Annotated in this window: 22 protein-coding genes; 14 read left to right on the forward strand and 8 right to left on the reverse strand. The window is 52.2% G+C overall.

Annotated elements, in window-relative coordinates; translation table 11 throughout:
- The first annotated feature begins 5 nt into the window (after positions 1-5).
- Positions 6-668: an MBL fold metallo-hydrolase gene (locus CRO19_RS01070; RefSeq protein ID WP_097094202.1), complete on the forward strand. Its 663-nt coding sequence runs from the start codon at positions 6-8 to the stop codon at positions 666-668.
- Here the strand turns inward: CRO19_RS01070 and CRO19_RS01075 are convergent, their stop codons facing one another.
- The 4 genes from CRO19_RS01075 to CRO19_RS01090 form a co-directional block, all read right to left on the reverse strand.
- Entirely contained in the window at positions 669-1,082 is a 414-nt protein-coding gene (locus CRO19_RS01075; RefSeq protein ID WP_097094203.1) for a GNAT family N-acetyltransferase, read from the reverse strand.
- Between the two features lie 22 nt (positions 1,083-1,104).
- Complete coding sequence (locus CRO19_RS01080; RefSeq protein ID WP_097094204.1) at positions 1,105-1,488, reverse strand: hypothetical protein; 384 nt, start codon at positions 1,486-1,488, stop codon at positions 1,105-1,107.
- Positions 1,489-1,620: 132 nt separating this feature from the next.
- Positions 1,621-1,842, reverse strand: coding sequence for a YgdI/YgdR family lipoprotein (locus CRO19_RS01085; RefSeq protein WP_097094205.1), 222 nt, complete (start codon positions 1,840-1,842; stop codon positions 1,621-1,623).
- Positions 1,843-2,007: 165 nt separating this feature from the next.
- Positions 2,008-2,187, reverse strand: a complete 180-nt coding sequence (locus CRO19_RS01090) for a hypothetical protein (RefSeq protein WP_008108187.1) — start codon at positions 2,185-2,187, stop codon at positions 2,008-2,010.
- A 199-nt stretch (positions 2,188-2,386) separates the two neighbouring features.
- On the opposite strand from CRO19_RS01090, the gene CRO19_RS01095 reads away from it, so the two are divergent.
- Together CRO19_RS01095 and CRO19_RS01100 are read left to right on the forward strand one after the other, a co-directional pair.
- On the forward strand, positions 2,387-2,716 hold the full coding sequence (locus tag CRO19_RS01095) for a hypothetical protein (RefSeq protein WP_097097554.1): 330 nt from the start codon (positions 2,387-2,389) through the stop codon (positions 2,714-2,716).
- A 61-nt stretch (positions 2,717-2,777) separates the two neighbouring features.
- Entirely contained in the window at positions 2,778-3,329 is a 552-nt protein-coding gene (locus CRO19_RS01100) for a hypothetical protein (RefSeq protein ID WP_097094206.1), read from the forward strand.
- A gap of 20 nt (positions 3,330-3,349) precedes the next feature.
- Here CRO19_RS01100 and CRO19_RS01105 read toward each other — a convergent pair whose 3' ends face one another.
- A complete protein-coding gene (locus tag CRO19_RS01105; RefSeq protein WP_097094207.1) occupies positions 3,350-3,556 on the reverse strand; it encodes a DUF2767 family protein in 207 nt (68 codons plus the stop codon).
- Between the two features lie 181 nt (positions 3,557-3,737).
- Between CRO19_RS01105 and CRO19_RS01110 the strand changes: the two genes are divergently transcribed.
- Positions 3,738-3,986, forward strand: a complete 249-nt coding sequence (locus CRO19_RS01110) for a CsbD family protein (RefSeq protein ID WP_097094208.1) — start codon at positions 3,738-3,740, stop codon at positions 3,984-3,986.
- Positions 3,987-4,039: 53 nt separating this feature from the next.
- On the opposite strand, the gene CRO19_RS01115 is transcribed toward CRO19_RS01110, so the two are convergent.
- A complete protein-coding gene (locus tag CRO19_RS01115) occupies positions 4,040-4,237 on the reverse strand; it encodes a DUF6404 family protein (RefSeq protein WP_097094209.1) in 198 nt (65 codons plus the stop codon).
- A gap of 205 nt (positions 4,238-4,442) precedes the next feature.
- Here CRO19_RS01115 and CRO19_RS01120 point away from each other — a divergent pair, with 205 nt between their 5' ends.
- A complete protein-coding gene (locus CRO19_RS01120; RefSeq protein WP_097094210.1) occupies positions 4,443-5,699 on the forward strand; it encodes a mechanosensitive ion channel family protein in 1,257 nt (418 codons plus the stop codon).
- Positions 5,700-5,867: 168 nt separating this feature from the next.
- Complete coding sequence (locus CRO19_RS01125; protein ID WP_097094211.1) at positions 5,868-6,062, forward strand: hypothetical protein; 195 nt, start codon at positions 5,868-5,870, stop codon at positions 6,060-6,062.
- Between the two features lie 118 nt (positions 6,063-6,180).
- On the opposite strand, the gene icd is transcribed toward CRO19_RS01125, so the two are convergent.
- A complete protein-coding gene (icd, locus tag CRO19_RS01130; protein ID WP_097094212.1) occupies positions 6,181-7,431 on the reverse strand; it encodes an NADP-dependent isocitrate dehydrogenase in 1,251 nt (416 codons plus the stop codon).
- 131 nt (positions 7,432-7,562) lie between these two features.
- Here icd and rluE point away from each other — a divergent pair, with 131 nt between their 5' ends.
- The 8 genes from rluE (at position 7,563) to CRO19_RS01170 (ending at position 15,387) form a co-directional block, all read left to right on the forward strand.
- Positions 7,563-8,201: a 23S rRNA pseudouridine(2457) synthase RluE gene (rluE, locus tag CRO19_RS01135; protein ID WP_370659778.1), complete on the forward strand. Its 639-nt coding sequence runs from the start codon at positions 7,563-7,565 to the stop codon at positions 8,199-8,201.
- A gap of 30 nt (positions 8,202-8,231) precedes the next feature.
- A complete protein-coding gene (locus CRO19_RS01140; protein ID WP_097094214.1) occupies positions 8,232-8,705 on the forward strand; it encodes an NUDIX domain-containing protein in 474 nt (157 codons plus the stop codon).
- Between the two features lie 42 nt (positions 8,706-8,747).
- A complete protein-coding gene (mnmA, locus tag CRO19_RS01145; protein WP_097094215.1) occupies positions 8,748-9,860 on the forward strand; it encodes a tRNA 2-thiouridine(34) synthase MnmA in 1,113 nt (370 codons plus the stop codon).
- A 36-nt stretch (positions 9,861-9,896) separates the two neighbouring features.
- The gene (hflD, locus tag CRO19_RS01150) at positions 9,897-10,538 is read left to right on the forward strand and encodes a high frequency lysogenization protein HflD (RefSeq protein WP_097094216.1); all 642 of its coding nucleotides are present in this window, start codon (positions 9,897-9,899) and stop codon (positions 10,536-10,538) included.
- Positions 10,539-10,582: 44 nt separating this feature from the next.
- Entirely contained in the window at positions 10,583-11,953 is a 1,371-nt protein-coding gene (purB, locus tag CRO19_RS01155; RefSeq protein WP_097094217.1) for an adenylosuccinate lyase, read from the forward strand.
- A 122-nt stretch (positions 11,954-12,075) separates the two neighbouring features.
- The gene (phoP, locus tag CRO19_RS01160; protein ID WP_097094218.1) at positions 12,076-12,744 is read left to right on the forward strand and encodes a two-component system response regulator PhoP; all 669 of its coding nucleotides are present in this window, start codon (positions 12,076-12,078) and stop codon (positions 12,742-12,744) included.
- A gap of 3 nt (positions 12,745-12,747) precedes the next feature.
- Positions 12,748-14,208 (forward strand): two-component system sensor histidine kinase PhoQ, encoded by a 1,461-nt coding sequence (phoQ, locus tag CRO19_RS01165; RefSeq protein ID WP_097094219.1) that lies wholly within the window; start codon positions 12,748-12,750, stop codon positions 14,206-14,208.
- A gap of 57 nt (positions 14,209-14,265) precedes the next feature.
- On the forward strand, positions 14,266-15,387 hold the full coding sequence (locus CRO19_RS01170; RefSeq protein WP_097094220.1) for a ribosomal protein uL16 3-hydroxylase: 1,122 nt from the start codon (positions 14,266-14,268) through the stop codon (positions 15,385-15,387).
- A gap of 208 nt (positions 15,388-15,595) precedes the next feature.
- On the opposite strand, the gene pepT is transcribed toward CRO19_RS01170, so the two are convergent.
- Positions 15,596-16,825: a peptidase T gene (gene pepT / locus CRO19_RS01175; RefSeq protein WP_097094221.1), complete on the reverse strand. Its 1,230-nt coding sequence runs from the start codon at positions 16,823-16,825 to the stop codon at positions 15,596-15,598.
- Between the last annotated feature and the right edge of the window lie 83 nt (positions 16,826-16,908).

Here is a 16,908-nt window from a genome sequence, read left to right on the forward strand (position 1 = left end):
CGACAATGAAGCCACTGTACGACGATTTGTGGATCTCCACGCCAGAATTCCCTGCCGAACAAACGGCAAGCGATTTAATGATGCATGGCTTTATGCTGCGCCATCCGCGCGGCAATTTATTAATTGGGCGCGTGGAGCATCCACTCGACCACGAATTTCTCGACGATGCGGGTGGCGTGATTCGTCACTATTTCACGCACTGGCATGAAGCGGCGCCCGGCGCGCGCGCCATTCAGCAACGCTTTAATAGCGCGCTCTACTGCCACAGCCGTTCGCTGGGTCCGGTGAGTTTGGTTATCGAGCCAGATGAAACCTTTACCCAGCAAGAGACGCATTTCGGCGATTTTCATCTGCTGCCGACGCCCGGCCATACGCCCGGCAGCAGCAGCTATCTTTATCGCTCCCCGCTGGGTCATACCTATCTGTTTGTGGGTGATACGCTAACGCGTGACTACAATCGCTGGATCAGCGTACTGATGCCGGAGAGTAACCTTACTGAGCTGCAGCAGTCGCTGGAGCTCTATCGCTCTTTGCGACCCGATGTGGTGTTGATGAGCACCACGCGCGGACATCTTTCATGGGCAAAGGTGAACTTGCAAAGCTGGCTGGCAGCGATTGATGAAGCAGAACAGTCGCCGCTGGATCTGCGTCAGCGGCAGCTGATTTAACTACAGCGTTTTGCTGAGATAGTGACGCTGATGATGGCGGGGATAGTGATCAAGGCTCAGCCGTAACGTATAGCCCAGCTTCTCGTAAAACGGACGCGCCTGGAAACTGGCGGTATCAACTTGCGCATAGCGGCAGCCGCGCGCACGCGCTTCCTCTTCTGCCGCCAGAATTAACTGACTGCCTGCCCCTTGCCCGCGCAGTTCATCACTGACCCACAGCATATCGATGCGTAGCCAGTTGCCATAAGTGGAACCGGTTAATGCACCTTGTTTACGGCCCGATGCATCGGTAATAAACACGCCAATCGGTTTTAACTCATCAACGTTAATGAAGCGACTATTGTAGGTGTTGAGGCCAAGGCGGACTTCATCAAGATCCTGATGAGAGACGCTATCGGTAATGCTGAGTTGCATAACGAGCTCCTTGTAATGGCAATCACGAGTTTGGGCGGGCGCTATCGTCATAACGTTCCAGTGAAAGGATTTCCGCGTCGCGTTTTTCCGTGCGACTGCAGGGCAACAGCTTATCGCTGTCTGCGTAGACGAAAAAGGTCTCTTGATTATTTTTGTTCACAATCAACTGATCGCCATTGCGAAAGCGGGTGATGGAAACCTTGTCACCCTCTTTCAGGCTGGTACGCTGCTGCCCGGCAGCAATTTGAAAATGACGCGCAGGCCACATCAGGGTGCTCAGTCCGTACTCGGCACGTGATACCGTCATGGTAGGACGACCCGGACACGTGATTTGATATTCGGTTTCGCTCCAGGCGGGCGCAATCTGACAAGCCAGCACGCCAACGGCCATAACTATCGCCTTCATTGGATTCTCCGCTGAGGTTAAATGATGATTTCGTTGGGATTTTCGTGCAGAAGGGTAACACATTTGTGGGGATGATGAAGGCAAGCGGCCTGCAGGACGCGGGCCGCACTAAAAAAAATCAAACTGGAAAGGTCAGTTTATCGAGTTCATGTCTTTGATCTGATTGCGATTAATCTGCTGTTCTTTACCGTCAATATCTTTGTAAGTAATCATGCCGGTATCGTCATCGACCTTCGGCTTACCCTGAACCACAATGGTTTGACCATCGGTGGTATGCAAGACGTGATCGGATGCACAACCCGCCAGCAGCAGGCCAAGGCTAAAAGTACCCACTAAAAACAGTGTCTTTTTCATCTCATCCTCCTTTTGGATTCACAAACAGGTGTAGCACAGACTGCCTGAAAGAAAACCAGGAGAAAGATTAATACGTAATAGCTTTGCTGCTGGGCATCAGTCTTGTCGACTGAGCAGCAGCAAAGCTATTTGACAGAATTTATGGTGAGACGAGGGAGAGAGGATTTACTCTGCAGCCACCTGTGCGGCGACTAACATCAAGGCCAGGCCGGCCTCTTCGGCTTCAAAACGCTGCATCACTTCCTGAATGGCCGCTACGCAGTTCATGACCTGCTTTTTTTTGTCGGCTTCTAATTTGTCGATCGCGTGCTGAAGAATCATTAAACTCGCTTCTTCTTCTTTCATTCATTTACCCTTGTTTTGCTTACCCGGTGCGCAACGCTGGCAAGAATACCGTTTATCAGCTAGTAAAGTCACCCCTTTACATTTCTTCCGCTTAACGATTATACAAATGACAAATGGGAAGCAGCGTCAGACCTGCTATGATCCAGTTATCAGTACGCATTGGCGTGCCATGGCAAACCAGGGAATGAAGCAGGTGCTCATGTGGCGAATCACAGTTGTACTCACCCTTTTCGTTTTAGCTGGCTGCAGTTCGACACCAAAAGGTGTCGACTGTCCTGGTGAGGTTTCGACAATTTATGGTCAGTCGATGGGCAATACCCAGGCGCGAATCTTCGATTTGGTCAACGCCTTTGCCGTTACGCGCGATGGGGTAAAAGTCCAAAGCGGTACGCTGCACTCCACCGATCGCTTTCAGTATGTGCCCTCGGCCATTACTGCCGAAGGCTTCTATGCCCAGCGACTATCGGATAAACAGTTTCGCCTGATCAATCCTTATCAGAACACCATGATTACCTGGACGTGCCCTTAAGCCGTGCGTCGCGACGTGAGATGGTTTATTGTCTGCCCATCTCACGCTGCGGACCTGCATGATGGAAAAAAGTCTGGATAATAACGGTTATATCGATTTCCCCTTCCCTGCCACCACCAATGTGGATGGTTCGGTGAATCCCTGCGGATTTGACCTCACGTTAGAAACCGGTCGCATTGACGAGATCGCTGCAGGAAAGTATTCCGAAAATATGCGGCGCTTGCTCGAAGAGGTCAATTTGCAGGACGGCTTATTCATGACGCTGGCCTGCGACTGGCAGCGGCGTGAGGATGGCGTATGCGGTTTTATCGATATCGCCTTTCGCCCAACCCTATCCACTGCCAGCCGTGAAGAGACACAAAGCCTCGATCAGGCATTTGAGGTTTACCTGAGTCGTCAGGAAAAGCAGCACAACATGCAGAGTGGAACGTTAATCAATTATGCGCGCGCCGTGCTGGATTGGGGCTGGTCACCGCTTCACCTCCGGCATCGGCACTATGAAAAAGTGACGTTGCGCTATTACTGCCAGCAAGCCGAGGATGCGGAGTGGTGTTTTGATCATCTGCGCCATTTTTTGGTCAGCTGGTATCCGGCGTATCGAGATAAAAGCTAACCATGTCGTAAATGAGTAGATTACGGCTTAACCAGCCGAATGGCGTGCTCTAACATACGCTGTTCATCACGCTCATCATGGGCGCGCTGATGACGTGTACGTTGCAGCAGCCTGGTGATTTCCGCCCGACGGGTTTCATGTCCCAGTTCGGTTAATACAATGACGGCATCGCCGATCACGCGGCATACTTCATCATAATCGTCTTCGTTTAATACATCGCGCTTCATGATTCCTCCGCTTTGAATCGCCCGTTAACCTGCGTGCTGAATGCACTTGACCGCTTTTTAGTCTGGACAGAATTTTTGCTTACTGCAAATTGCTGTTACAACCTTTCCCGCTGCGTCATTTGCTGACTGCAGTTTCTCTGACTACGCTAAGTAAGACATCCACCACTATCAGGGAGTTAACATGAGCGATAAAGCGGAAGCAAAATTGAACGAAGCGGCGGGTGCCGTTCAGGAAAAATTTGGCGAAGTCACCGGTTCACGCCGTCAGCAAGCGAAAGGCGCAGCGCGCCGTTATCCCTCTCAGGCCAGCTATGCGGTTCAGGATGCAGCGGATTGCGTGGTGAAATCGGTGCGTGATAATCCAGCAACCGGCCTGGCCGTGGCAGCCAGCATTGGCGTGATTGTCGGTTTCCTGCTCGGACGGAAATAATCCGTCAAAACGGGGCCTCCAGGGCCCCGTTACTCATCAGGCTTCATTTCTCATCAGATCTGTGCACGTCGTGCTTTATAGCGCGCCACCATGGTCATTAACGCCTGATAAATTAATCCCGCATATAAGCTCATCACGATCACCATGCCCATCTCTTTACCCTGCGCTTGCCAGGAGACAAACCACATAAAAATGCCCCACAGCAGCGAAAACAGCAGCCAACCTTTGACGAACTTAATGACACCTTGCATACCACCTCCTCTCACGAATGCGATGAAGATAGCGGTTTATGAGATAACGCACACTACCGTTAATGTTTAAATGCTAGCTGTTTCAAACTTCCAGGAAAGGGATTGTAAACCCGCAGTCAGGTAGCGTATTACGCACGCGTCGCATATCGCCCTTGACGCCAATTATGTTTGAATTCTCCTCAACACTGTCCGGTATGTGGTTGAAATGACTTTTTTAAGTAATATCCAAAATTTTATTGAGGGCAATACGGTATTGTCTGCCGCTTTTAGCCTGCTAATCCTGATGGTCGCTGGCATGATCGCCCATCTAATCTGCAAATTCTTTATCGTTAAAGTGGTCAGAAAGGTGTTCTTCAGCGCGCACAAGAATGAAGTGCCGCTCGATAAAGATGTCCGCTTATCTGAAAAGCTCTCCAATTTCATTCCGGTGATTACGGTCTATTATCTGCTGCAGTTTATGCCGGATTTGCCCGAACATCTGTTAATCGCGATCAAGACCATCTGCGGCATTCTGTTCTTCGTTTATTTATCGCTGTTCTTTACCGAAGTGCTGGAGATTGTTAATAACTCCTACTCGAAAAAAGCCAAACGTAAGAATCACTCGATCAAAGGCTATATTCAGATCGGTAAAATTCTGGTGCACATTATTTCGGCGATCATGATTTTGGCGATTATGTCGAATAAATCACCGGTGATTATCATTTCCAGTTTGGGTGCGGTGGCTGCGGTATTAATGTTGGTGTTCCAGCATACGCTAATGTCATTGGTAGCAAATATTCAGGTGTCATCAAATGACGTGCTGCAGCTGGGTGACTGGATTGAAATGCCCGATAACGGGATCAGCGGCGAAGTGATCGATATTGCGCTGCATACTATTACGATCCGCAACTGGGACAACACGCTGTCGCGCATCCCAACTAAAAACTTCCTCACAGAAACCTATACCAATTGGCAAGCGATGTTCTCATCGGGTGCGCGCCGCATTATGCGCAGCTTCCATCTCGATCAGATGTCGATCCGTTTTCTCGATCACGACATGGTGCAGCAGATGAGCCAGATTCGCGGCGTCAGTGAACAGCTTTCCGCGCTGATGGATGGGCGCGATACGAATGCGGTCAATGAGCGCTGGTTTGCGGAAAACGGCATCACCAATTTAACTGTTTTTCGCAAATACCTGACGGCGTGGCTGTCGCAGCGCGACGATATTAAAAAAGATATGTATATCGTAGTGCGAGCGATGAAACCTTCACCTGAAGGCCTGCCGGTGGAGGTGTACTGCTTTACCTCATCGGTGCTATGGGTTGACTACGAGAATTCACAATCGGCCATTTTCGAGTATATCTATGCGATTATCGGTCAGTTTTCATTGCGAATGTACCAACATCCAGGCGGTAGCGATTTCTGGCGGCTGTCGCAAGCGCGTGCGCAGACGACAAATTCAGATGAGCAGCAGACTGGATGATATAAACATCACGGGAGCCATTGGCTCCCTGTTGTCAGGATAAACAGCAAAGCTGTGGGGGAATATGATCAATAACGTGCTGATAGAAATTCATATTGACGAAGTTTTTGATGTTTTTACCGGTCAAAAAGCAGGAGATAGGGTCTCTATTATTCTAAACGTTGCATCATGAAAAAAACCTTTAAAGCCTGGCTTCAGGACTTCATATGGGAATTATTTGGCGTTCGCCTGCCCATACTAACTGCCGTTATTTTTGCCGTTATTGCTGCCCGCTACTGGCCAGAATATGCGTTAATTTCATCAGCTGTATATCTTGTCGTGGCATTTATCGTGAGTGATTTTTTATTAAAGAAGAAAAAGTAAGTATTAACAAAACCCATTATTTATCAGAAAAAATTTTATAATTTCGCAAACTCATTCTAACACGTGAATAAAAAACGGGAGCCACTGGCTCCCGTTATGTTTTCTGCCGTCAGGCAAATTACATGTTATTGATGATTGCGTCACCAAACTCTGAACATTTCAGCAGTTTAGCGCCGTCCATCAGACGTTCGAAATCGTAAGTCACGGTTTTGTTAGCGATAGCGCCTTCAACACCTTTCACGATCAGGTCAGCCGCTTCGAACCACTCCAGATGACGCAGCATCATTTCTGCTGACAGAATCACTGAACCTGGGTTCACTTTGTCCTGACCAGCATACTTAGGTGCTGTACCGTGCGTCGCTTCGAACAGCGCGCATTCGTCACCGATGTTTGCGCCCGGTGCGATACCGATACCGCCAACCTGTGCCGCCAGGGCATCAGAGATGTAGTCGCCGTTCAGGTTCATACAGGCGATAACGTCGTATTCAGCCGGACGCAGCAGGATCTGCTGCAGGAAGGCATCGGCGATCACGTCTTTAACGATGATCTCTTTACCGGTGTTTGGGTTCTTAAACTTCATCCACGGGCCGCCATCGATCAGCTCGCCGCCGAACTCTTCTTTCACTAACTGGTAGCCCCAGTCTTTGAAAGAACCTTCGGTGAACTTCATGATGTTGCCTTTGTGAACCAGCGTCAGAGAATCACGATCGTTGGTGATGGTGTACTCTACCGCTGCGCGCACCAGACGTTTGGTACCCTCTTCCGAGCAAGGCTTAACGCCGATACCGCACTGCTCTGGGAAGCGAATTTTCTTCACGCCCATCTCTTCACGCAGGAACTTGATCACTTTATCGGCTTCAGGCGTGCCCGCTTTCCACTCGATACCTGCATAGATATCTTCTGAGTTTTCACGGAAGATCACCATATCGGTATCTTCTGGACGCTTAACCGGGCTTGGTGTGCCTTTGTAGTAGCGAACCGGACGCAGACACACGTACAGATCCAGCTCCTGGCGCAGCGCAACGTTAAGGGAACGAATACCGCCACCAACTGGGGTAGTCAGCGGGCCTTTAATGGCAACGCGGTACTCTTTGATTAAATCGAGGGTTTCTTGCGGCAGCCAGACGTCCTGGCCGTAGAGTTCTACTGATTTTTCGCCGGTGTAAATTTCCATCCAGGAAATTTTTCGCTCGCCGTTGTAGGCTTTCTTCACAGCGGCATCAACCACTTTCAACATTACCGGGGAAACATCAACGCCGATACCGTCACCTTCAATGTAAGGAATAATCGGGTTATTCGGAACATTCAGTTTTCCCTGATCCAGGGTGATTTTTTGACCTTCCGCCGGAACAACTACTTTGCTTTCCATCAACCTCTCCTTCGAGCGATTTTTTGTTAATGATTTGTAAGATGCGGGTCAATACTACTTGATTATTTCCGCTACGCCAATCACCGTAGTTTCGCGCTATAATGCGCCGAATGTTTCCGACTGCAAAGCCCATGCGAAAAACTTCTCAACGAATTCACCAGGATAAGCGTGCTAACGCCCCAACGCGTAAGCCTGTGCGCCGAGATACCCGCCCGAAAGGCCCAAGACGCGTCATACTCTTTAACAAACCTTTCGATGTTTTACCGCAATTTAGCGATGAGGCTGGACGCCGCACGCTGAAAGATTTTGTGCCGGTAAGTGACGTTTATGCCGCGGGCCGCCTCGATCGCGACAGTGAAGGGTTGATGATTTTAACCAACGATGGCGCGCTGCAGGCCCAGCTGACGCAGCCCGGCAAGCGCACCGGGAAGATCTATTTTGTGCAGGTTGAAGGTGCGCCGCAGGAATCAGATTTATCCCTGTTACGTCACGGCGTGACGCTGAATGATGGTCCAACCTTACCGGCGGGAATTGAATTAGTGACCGAGCCAGCGTGGCTGTGGCCACGCCAGCCGCCGATTCGTGAGCGCAAAGCCATCCCCACCAGCTGGCTGAAAATCACGTTATTTGAAGGGCGCAATCGGCAGGTACGCCGTATGACCGCGCACATTGGTTTCCCTACGTTACGCCTGATTCGCTTTGCGATGGGTGAGCACCAGTTAGGCGATTTATCACCGGGCGAATGGCGCGATATCAGCGCCGCCGTTTAATAACTTTTAGTTAACAATTTTGGAGGAAGGATGTTTAAACCTCATGTAACGGTCGCTTGTATTGTGCAGGCCCAGGGACATTTACTGGTGGTAGAAGAGCGCGTACACGGCCGTATTACCTGGAACCAGCCAGCGGGTCATCTTGAAGCCGATGAAACCCTGCTCGAAGCAGCGCAGCGCGAACTGTTTGAAGAGACGGGCATTGATGCCCAACCCGACTATTTTCTCGGCGTGCAGCAGTGGATTGCGCCGGACGATACACCTTTTGTGCGTTTCCTGTTTGGCCTCGATCTGGCGGAAAAAGTGGAAACCTCACCGCACGATCGCGACATCGATTGCTGCTGGTGGCTGCCGCCAGAGCAGATTCTGACGGCCAATCGCCTGCGGTCGCCGTTGGTGGCAGAGAGCGTACGACTGTGGCAACAAGGCGCGCGTTATCCGCTGCAACTGGTCGCGCCGTTCCAGTGGCCGTTTCATGAGGGTGCGCGCCCCGCTTCTGCATGATAGAATGCGCCGCCTGTTTTTATCGTAATTTAAGAGTGCGTCATGTCTGACAACAGCCAGAAAAAAGTGATCGTCGGGATGTCCGGCGGCGTCGATTCTTCCGTTTCCGCCTGGTTACTGCAACAGCAGGGCTATCAGGTGGAAGGCCTGTTCATGAAGAACTGGGAGGAAGACGACGGCGAGGAGTATTGCACCGCCGCCGATGATCTGGCTGACGCACAAGCCGTGTGTGACAAACTCGGCATCAAACTGCACAAAATTAACTTCGCCGCCGAGTACTGGGACAACGTGTTCGAACACTTCCTGGAAGAGTACAAAGCGGGACGCACGCCGAATCCTGATATCCTGTGCAACAAAGAGATCAAGTTCAAAGCTTTTCTCGAATTCGCGGCAGACGATCTCGGCGCAGACTTCATCGCCACTGGCCACTATGTGCGCCGTCAGGATGTTGACGGTCAGAGTCACCTGCTGCGCGGCCTCGACGGCAATAAAGATCAGAGCTACTTCCTCTATACCCTGAGCCACCAGCAGATCGCACAAAGTCTGTTTCCGGTTGGCGAACTGGAGAAACCGGAAGTACGCCGCATCGCTGAGCAGCTCGATCTCATCACGGCGAAGAAAAAAGACTCCACCGGCATCTGCTTTATCGGCGAGCGCAAATTCCGCGATTTCCTTGGCCGCTATCTGCCAGCCCAGCCGGGTGAGATTGAAACCGTTGACGGCGAAATCGTTGGTGAACATCAGGGCCTGATGTATCACACGCTCGGCCAGCGTAAAGGCTTGGGTATCGGTGGTCGTAAAGAGAGCAACGACGATCCCTGGTATGTGGTCGACAAAGATGTGGCGCGCAATCGCCTGATCGTGGCGCAAGGTGGCGACCATCCGCGCCTGATGTCGGTCGGCTTGATTGCCCAGCAGCTGCATTGGGTCAATCGTCAGCCTATCGCGGCCCCGCTACGCTGCACGGTAAAAACCCGCTATCGTCAAACCGATATTCCCTGCGAAATCATTCCGCACGGCGACGACCGTATTGAAGTCCGATTTGACGAGCCGGTTGCGGCCGTCACGCCTGGCCAATCTGCCGTGTTCTATCTCGGCGAAGTGTGCCTTGGTGGAGGTATTATCGAACAACGCCTGCCTTTGGCAGAAGCCTAAGGTCGGGGCTGTCCGACGCGATGACAGGAGTTAAGCGTGGCTAAGAACTATTATGAGATTACGCTGGCGTTGGCCGGCGTTTGCCAGGCCGCACATGTAGTGCAACAGCTTGCGCATCAGGGGCAATGCAACACCCATGCATTGAACGTGTCGCTGCGCAGTCTGCTCGATCTCAACCCCGGTTCGACGCTGGCGGTATATGGCAATGACGAAGCCAATTTGAAATTGGGGTTAGAAACCCTGATGGCGGTGCTGAACAGCAGCAGCCGCCAGGGCGCGGGTGCGGAACTGACGCGCTACACCCTGAGCATGATGGTGCTGGAGCGCAAGCTTCACGGCAACAAAAGCGCGTTGAATACGCTGGCACAGCGTATCGGCCAGCTTGATCGTCAGCTGGCGCATTATGAGCTGGAGTCCGATACCATCACCAGCGCCATGGCTGGGATTTACGTGGATGTGATTAGCCCATTGGGGCCGCGCATTCAGGTAACCGGATCGCCGCAGGTATTACAGAATTCTCAAGTGCAGAGTAAAGTGCGCGCCGCATTGCTGGCCGGTATTCGCTCTGCAGTATTGTGGCAGCAGGTTGGCGGTGGCCGCCTGCAGCTGATGTTCTCGCGCCAGCGATTGCTGGGTGAAGCGAAAACCATTTTATCCCGCCTGGGCCCGGCGTATTAAGCGCTGCCCCGGCATCATTGTTAAACGATTCAGGAGTTGCACTGATGGAATTATCCTCTCTGACCGCCGTTTCACCTGTCGATGGTCGTTACGGCGATAAAGTCAGCCCACTGCGCGCCATTTTCAGCGAGTTTGGATTGCTGAAATTCCGCGTTGAGGTTGAGGTTCGCTGGTTACAAAAACTGGCCACGACTGTAGAGATCAAGGAAGTTCCTGCATTTGATGCCGACGCAAACGCTTTCCTTGATGCTATTGTCGCCAATTTCAGCGAAGAAGACGCCGCACGCATCAAAACCATCGAGCGCACCACCAACCACGACGTAAAAGCCGTGGAGTATTTCCTGAAAGAGAAAGTGGCCGATGTGCCCGCGCTGCATGCGGTGTCTGAATTCATCCACTTCGCCTGTACTTCTGAAGATATTAATAACCTCTCGCATGCGCTAATGCTGGAAACGGCACGTCGCGATGTGATTGTGCCGTTCTGGAATAAACTCATCGATGCCGTAAAAGGCCTGGCGCACGAATATCGCGACATTCCGCTGCTGTCGCGTACCCACGGCCAGCCGGCTACACCGTCGACCATGGGTAAAGAGATGGCAAACGTGGCGTACCGTCTGGAACGCCAGCTGCGTCAGCTGAGCAAAATTGAAGTGCTGGGCAAAATCAACGGTGCCGTCGGCAACTACAATGCTCACCTCTCTGCCTATCCGGAAGTTGATTGGCATCAGCTTAGCGAGCAGTTTGTCACTTCGCTGGGCATCACGTGGAACCCGTACACCACGCAGATTGAACCGCACGACTATATTGCAGAACTGTTCGATTGCATCGCGCGTTTCAACACCATTCTCATCGACTTTGATCGTGATATCTGGGGCTACGTTGCGCTGAACCACTTCAAGCAGAAAACTATCGCTGGTGAAATCGGTTCATCAACCATGCCGCACAAAGTGAACCCGATTGACTTCGAAAATTCCGAGGGCAACCTCGGATTGGCCAACGCGATGATGCAGCATCTGGCCAGCAAACTGCCGGTTTCCCGCTGGCAGCGTGACCTCACCGATTCTACCGTGCTGCGTAACCTGGGCGTTGGCATCGGTTATGCACTGATCGCCTATCAAGCCACGCTGAAAGGCATCTCTAAGCTGGAAGTGAACCGCGATCGTCTATTGGATGAGCTGGATCACAACTGGGAAGTGCTGGCTGAGCCGATTCAAACCGTGATGCGTCGTTACGGCATCGAAAAACCGTACGAGAAGCTGAAAGAGCTGACGCGCGGTAAACGTGTTGATGCCGCCGGTATGCAGGCCTTCATTGATAGCCTGGCGCTGCCGGAAGAGGAGAAAGTGCGTCTGAAGCAGATGACGCCAGCCAACTACCTTGGCCGTGCGATTCAGATGGTTGATGATTTGCAGTAAATCTCAACAACAGGCGTGTTCAATGTTGGGCACGCCTCTATTAACAAACGTTGATCTCTTGTTTAGCTGGCTTCGCATATACTTTTCTCCATCATTATTGAGTCGGAAGCTAAGGAAATACTATGCGTGTTCTGGTTGTGGAAGATAACGCACTGCTGCGCCATCATCTCGCCGTGCAACTGCGTGAAATGGGCCATCAGGTCGATGCCGCAGAAGATGCCAAAGAAGCTGACTATTTCCTGCAAGAGCATATCCCTGATATCGCCCTGGTCGATCTGGGTTTACCCGACGAAGATGGCATGTCGTTGATTCGTCGCTGGCGAAGCGATGCCGTCCGCCAACCTATTCTGGTATTAACCGCCCGTGAAGGCTGGCAGGCGAAAGTCGAAGCGCTGGAAGCCGGTGCCGATGACTATGTCACCAAGCCGTTCCATATTGAAGAAGTGGCTGCTCGCTTGCAGGCGCTGATGCGTCGCAACAGCGGACATGCTTCACAAATCATCTCCATGCCGCCATTCCAGGTGGATTTATCACGCCGCGAGCTGACTGTGCAGGATGAGCCGGTCAAACTGACCGCGTTTGAATACACCATCGTTGAAACCTTGATTCGCAATGCCGGTAAAGTGGTAAGTAAAGATTCCCTAATGCTGCAGCTTTATCCGGATGCCGAACTGCGCGAAAGCCATACCATTGATGTATTGATGGGACGTCTGCGTAAAAAAATTCTTTCCCTCTATCCGACCGAAGTGATTAACACCGTGCGCGGCCAGGGTTATCGCTTTGATCTCTAATTTATGACGTGGTTCCAGCGCTTTCGCCCCTTCTCGCTGCGTGCCCGCTTTCTGCTGGCAACCGCCGCGATTGTCCTGTTTTTATCGCTCTCTTACGGCATGGTGGCGGTGGTGGGCTATGTTGTCAGCTTCGATAAAAACACCTATCGCGTGATGCGTGGCGAGAGCAATCTGTTCTTCACGCTGGCACAGTGGCAAGACAATAAACTCACCATCGGCCAGCCTGAGCGTATGACGCTCAACTTCCCTACGCTGGTGTTTATTTACGATGAGCATGGCAAGTTGCTGTGGCAACAGCGCGATGTGCCTGATATTCGTAAAAAGATTCGCCGCGAGTGGCTGCTTAAGCCTGACTTTTACGAAATCGACACCAACAACAGCACCAGCATGGCGGCGATGGGCAATAACCCACTAGCAAAAGAGCGACTGCACGCGCTGGACAGTGACAGCAACGACACCTTTACGCACTCGGTGGCGGTGAATCGCTACGATGCCACCACCAATTTACCCGCGCTGACGATCGTGGTTGTCGATTCAATCCCGCAGGAGCTGCAGCATTCCGATGTGGTGTGGTCGTGGTTTAGCTATGTGCTGGCCGCCAATCTGCTGTTGGTCATTCCCCTGCTGTGGCTGGCGGCGCACTGGAGTTTGCGGCCGATTGGCGATCTCACCTCGCAGGTGCGCGAGCTGGAAACGGGCCACCGCGAAAATCTTGATGATAATCCGCCGCTGGAATTGCGGAGCCTGGTGCGAAATCTCAACCTGTTGCTGACTAATGAACGCCAGCGCTATACGCGCTATCGCACCACGCTTTCGGATGTGACGCACAGCCTGAAAACCCCGTTAGCGGTGCTGCAAAGTACGCTGCGTTCGTTACGCAGCGGCAAAGAGCTGACGGTGGAACAAGCCGAGCCGGTGATGCTGGAACAGATCAGCCGTATCTCGCAGCAAATTGGTTATTACCTGCATCGTGCCAGCATGCAGGCCGACCATAATCCGTTGCAGCGCGATGTGCATTCGGTATCGGCATTGCTCGATAGCCTGTGCTCGGCGTTGAATAAGGTGTATCAGCGCAAAGGCGTGGAGATCACCCTGGACATTTCACCTGAGCTGACCTTTATCGGCGATCAAAACGATTTTATGGAAGTACTGGGCAACGTGCTGGATAACGCCTGCAAATATTGCCTGGAATTTATTGAAGTCACCGCCCGCCAAACCGATAAAGCGCTGCATCTGTTTATCGACGATGATGGCCCTGGCATTCCGGAAAGCAAACGCGATCTGATTTTCGTGCGCGGTCAGCGCGCCGATACCCTGCGTCCCGGCCAGGGGTTAGGTTTAGCCGTGGTACGCGATATCCTCGAACAGTATGCAGGTCAGGTGATTGCCACCACCAGCCCGCTCGGCGGCGCACGCATGGAAGTGATTTTTCAACGGCAGGAAGGTGAGCATCACCGCGAGTAGAAAGGGACGCAGGCTGTTATACTTGCCTTCATTCTTTGCCGCAAACGGAATCCTCGTATGGACTATCAGCTCGACATCAACTGGCCCGATTTTATTCAGCGCTACTGGCAGAAACGCCCGGTAGTGCTCAAGCGGGGTTTCAAAAACTTCGTAGATCCTATTTCTCCTGATGAGCTGGCCGGTTTGGCGATGGAAAATGAGGTGGATAGCCGCCTTGTTAGCCATAACAATGGCAAATGGCAAGTCAGTCATGGCCCGTTTGAAAGCTACGATCATCTTGGTGAGAGCAATTGGTCACTGCTGGTACAGGCGGTAAACCACTGGCATGAACCTTCTGCCGCGCTGATGCGCCCGTTCCGTTTTTTGCCTGACTGGCGCGTTGACGATCTGATGATCTCCTTTGCCGTGCCCGGCGGCGGCGTTGGCCCGCATTTCGACCAGTATGACGTGTTTATTATTCAGGGTACCGGTCGTCGTCGCTGGCGCGTAGGCGAGAAAGTGCCGCTGAAACAGCACTGTCCGCACCCGGATCTGCTGCAGGTTGAACCGTTTGACGCCATCATTGATGAAGAGATGGAGCCCGGCGATATTCTCTATATTCCGCCTGGATTCCCACATGAAGGCTACTCGCTGGAAAATGCTATCAACTATTCGGTGGGCTTCCGCGCGCCAAATGGTCGCGAGCTGATCAGCGGCTTTGCCGATCATATGCTGGCCAACGAGTTGGGTAGCTATCGCTATAGCGATCCGGATGTGCCGTCGCGTGATTGCCCATCGCAAATCTTGCCGTCAGAGCTGGAAGGCATCCGCAAAGTGATGATGGATGTCATTAATCAGCCGGAGCAGTTTAACCAGTGGTTTGGCGAGTTTATTTCCCAATCGCGTCACGAGCTGGATATCGCACCGCCGGAACCGCCTTATCAGCCGGATGAAATCTATGATGCGTTGCAACAGGGCGACGCGCTGACGCGTCTTGGTGGCCTGCGCGTATTAACCTTGGGCGATACCGTGTTCGTGAACGGCGAATCGATCAGCTGCACCCATCCGCAAGTGCTGGCGGCACTGGCACATCATCATGTGCTGACGCTGGAAGATTTTGGCGATGCGCTGGACGATCCCTCAATGCTGGCGCAGCTGGCTGCGCTGGTGAATAGCGGATATTGGTTCTTCGGCGAGTAAGGCCGTTATTGGGTCGCCATGAAGGGTGTGCAAAAAAAGGCCTTTTTATGTTGGTGCGCATGAATGCGCACCCTACGAAAACCCAGCCATATCCACGTAGGGTCACCATTTATGGTGACCGATTCACGCTTAACTTAACTGGTTAGCATTACGCCATTTATGGCAGCCAGACAAGGTTGTAGGATGCGCATTTATGCGCATCCTGTTGCTACCCTTTCTTCTGCCCCGCCAGCTCAGCCAAACGCACAATCACTTCTACCGACTGCGCCATGACATTAAGCGAAGCGAACTCGTGCTTGCCGTGATAGTTATAGCCGCCGGTGAACAGGTTCGGGCATGGCAGACCTTTCCACGACAGTGCAGAGCCGTCAGTGCCGCCGCGAATCGGTTTGACGTTCGGTTCAATGCCGCAATCGCGCATTGCCTGGAGCGCTAACTCAATGATATGCGGATGCGGTTCAACCTTCTCGCGCATATTGCGATAGCTGTCGGTAATTTCCACTTTGACCGAACACTCGCTTTGCAACCCTTTGCTGACGCGCTGTCCGATCTCTTCCAGCAGCTGCTTGCGTTTGTCATAGCTATCCGCATCGAAATCACGAATCAGATACATTAGCTCGGCATGCTCAACCGTGCCTTTAATGGTATGCAAATGGAAAAAGCCTTCGTAGCCATCGGTATATTGCGGCTTCTCCTTTGGCGGTAGCTCCGCGTGGAAACGCATCGCCAGATCCAGCGCATTGACCATCACATTTTTAGCGCTGCCCGGATGCACATTATTACCGGTGATTTTCACCATCGCGGTCGCCGCGTTGAAGTTCTCGAACTCGAATTCTCCGAGATCGCTACCGTCAACGGTATAGGCCCAATCGGCGGCAAAACCTTCAACATCGAAGTGCGAAGCACCGCGGCCGATCTCTTCATCAGGAGTAAACGCCACACGGATCGCGCCGTGCGGAATATCACTGTTCGCCAGGCGCGCCATCGCCGTCATGATCTCGGCGATGCCGGCTTTGTCATCCGCCCCAAGCAGGGTTTTACCGTCGGTGGTGATCAGCGTATGACCCACCAGTTTATGCAGGATTGGGAACATCACCGGCGACAGAACTTCATCGCCGATGCCTAAAGCAATGTCGCCACCGCGATAGTTTTCAATAATCTGTGGATTAACGTTTTTGGCTGTGAAATCCGGTGAGGTATCCATATGCGAAATAAAGCCGATCACCGGGGTAGCCCAGTCGACGTTGGCCGGCAGCGTGCCCATGACGCAGCAGTGGTCACTCAATGAAACATCAACAAATCCAAGTGCAATCAGCTCTTCCTGTAATTGACGTGCCAGGATCCACTGCCCTTCACTGCTGGGCACCTGACGCGCCTGAGGTTTTGACTGAGTTTCTACTGCCACATAACTGAGAAAACGCTCAAGTAATTGATCCATTTGTCATCCCTCTAAAGAACCTGCATCATTATCATGGCGGCTTAACACCACCATGTTGCGTCAAATCATTATCCTTCAGGTTA

The organism is Candidatus Pantoea floridensis (assembly GCF_900215435.1).
Taxonomy (GTDB): domain Bacteria; phylum Pseudomonadota; class Gammaproteobacteria; order Enterobacterales; family Enterobacteriaceae; genus Pantoea; species Pantoea floridensis.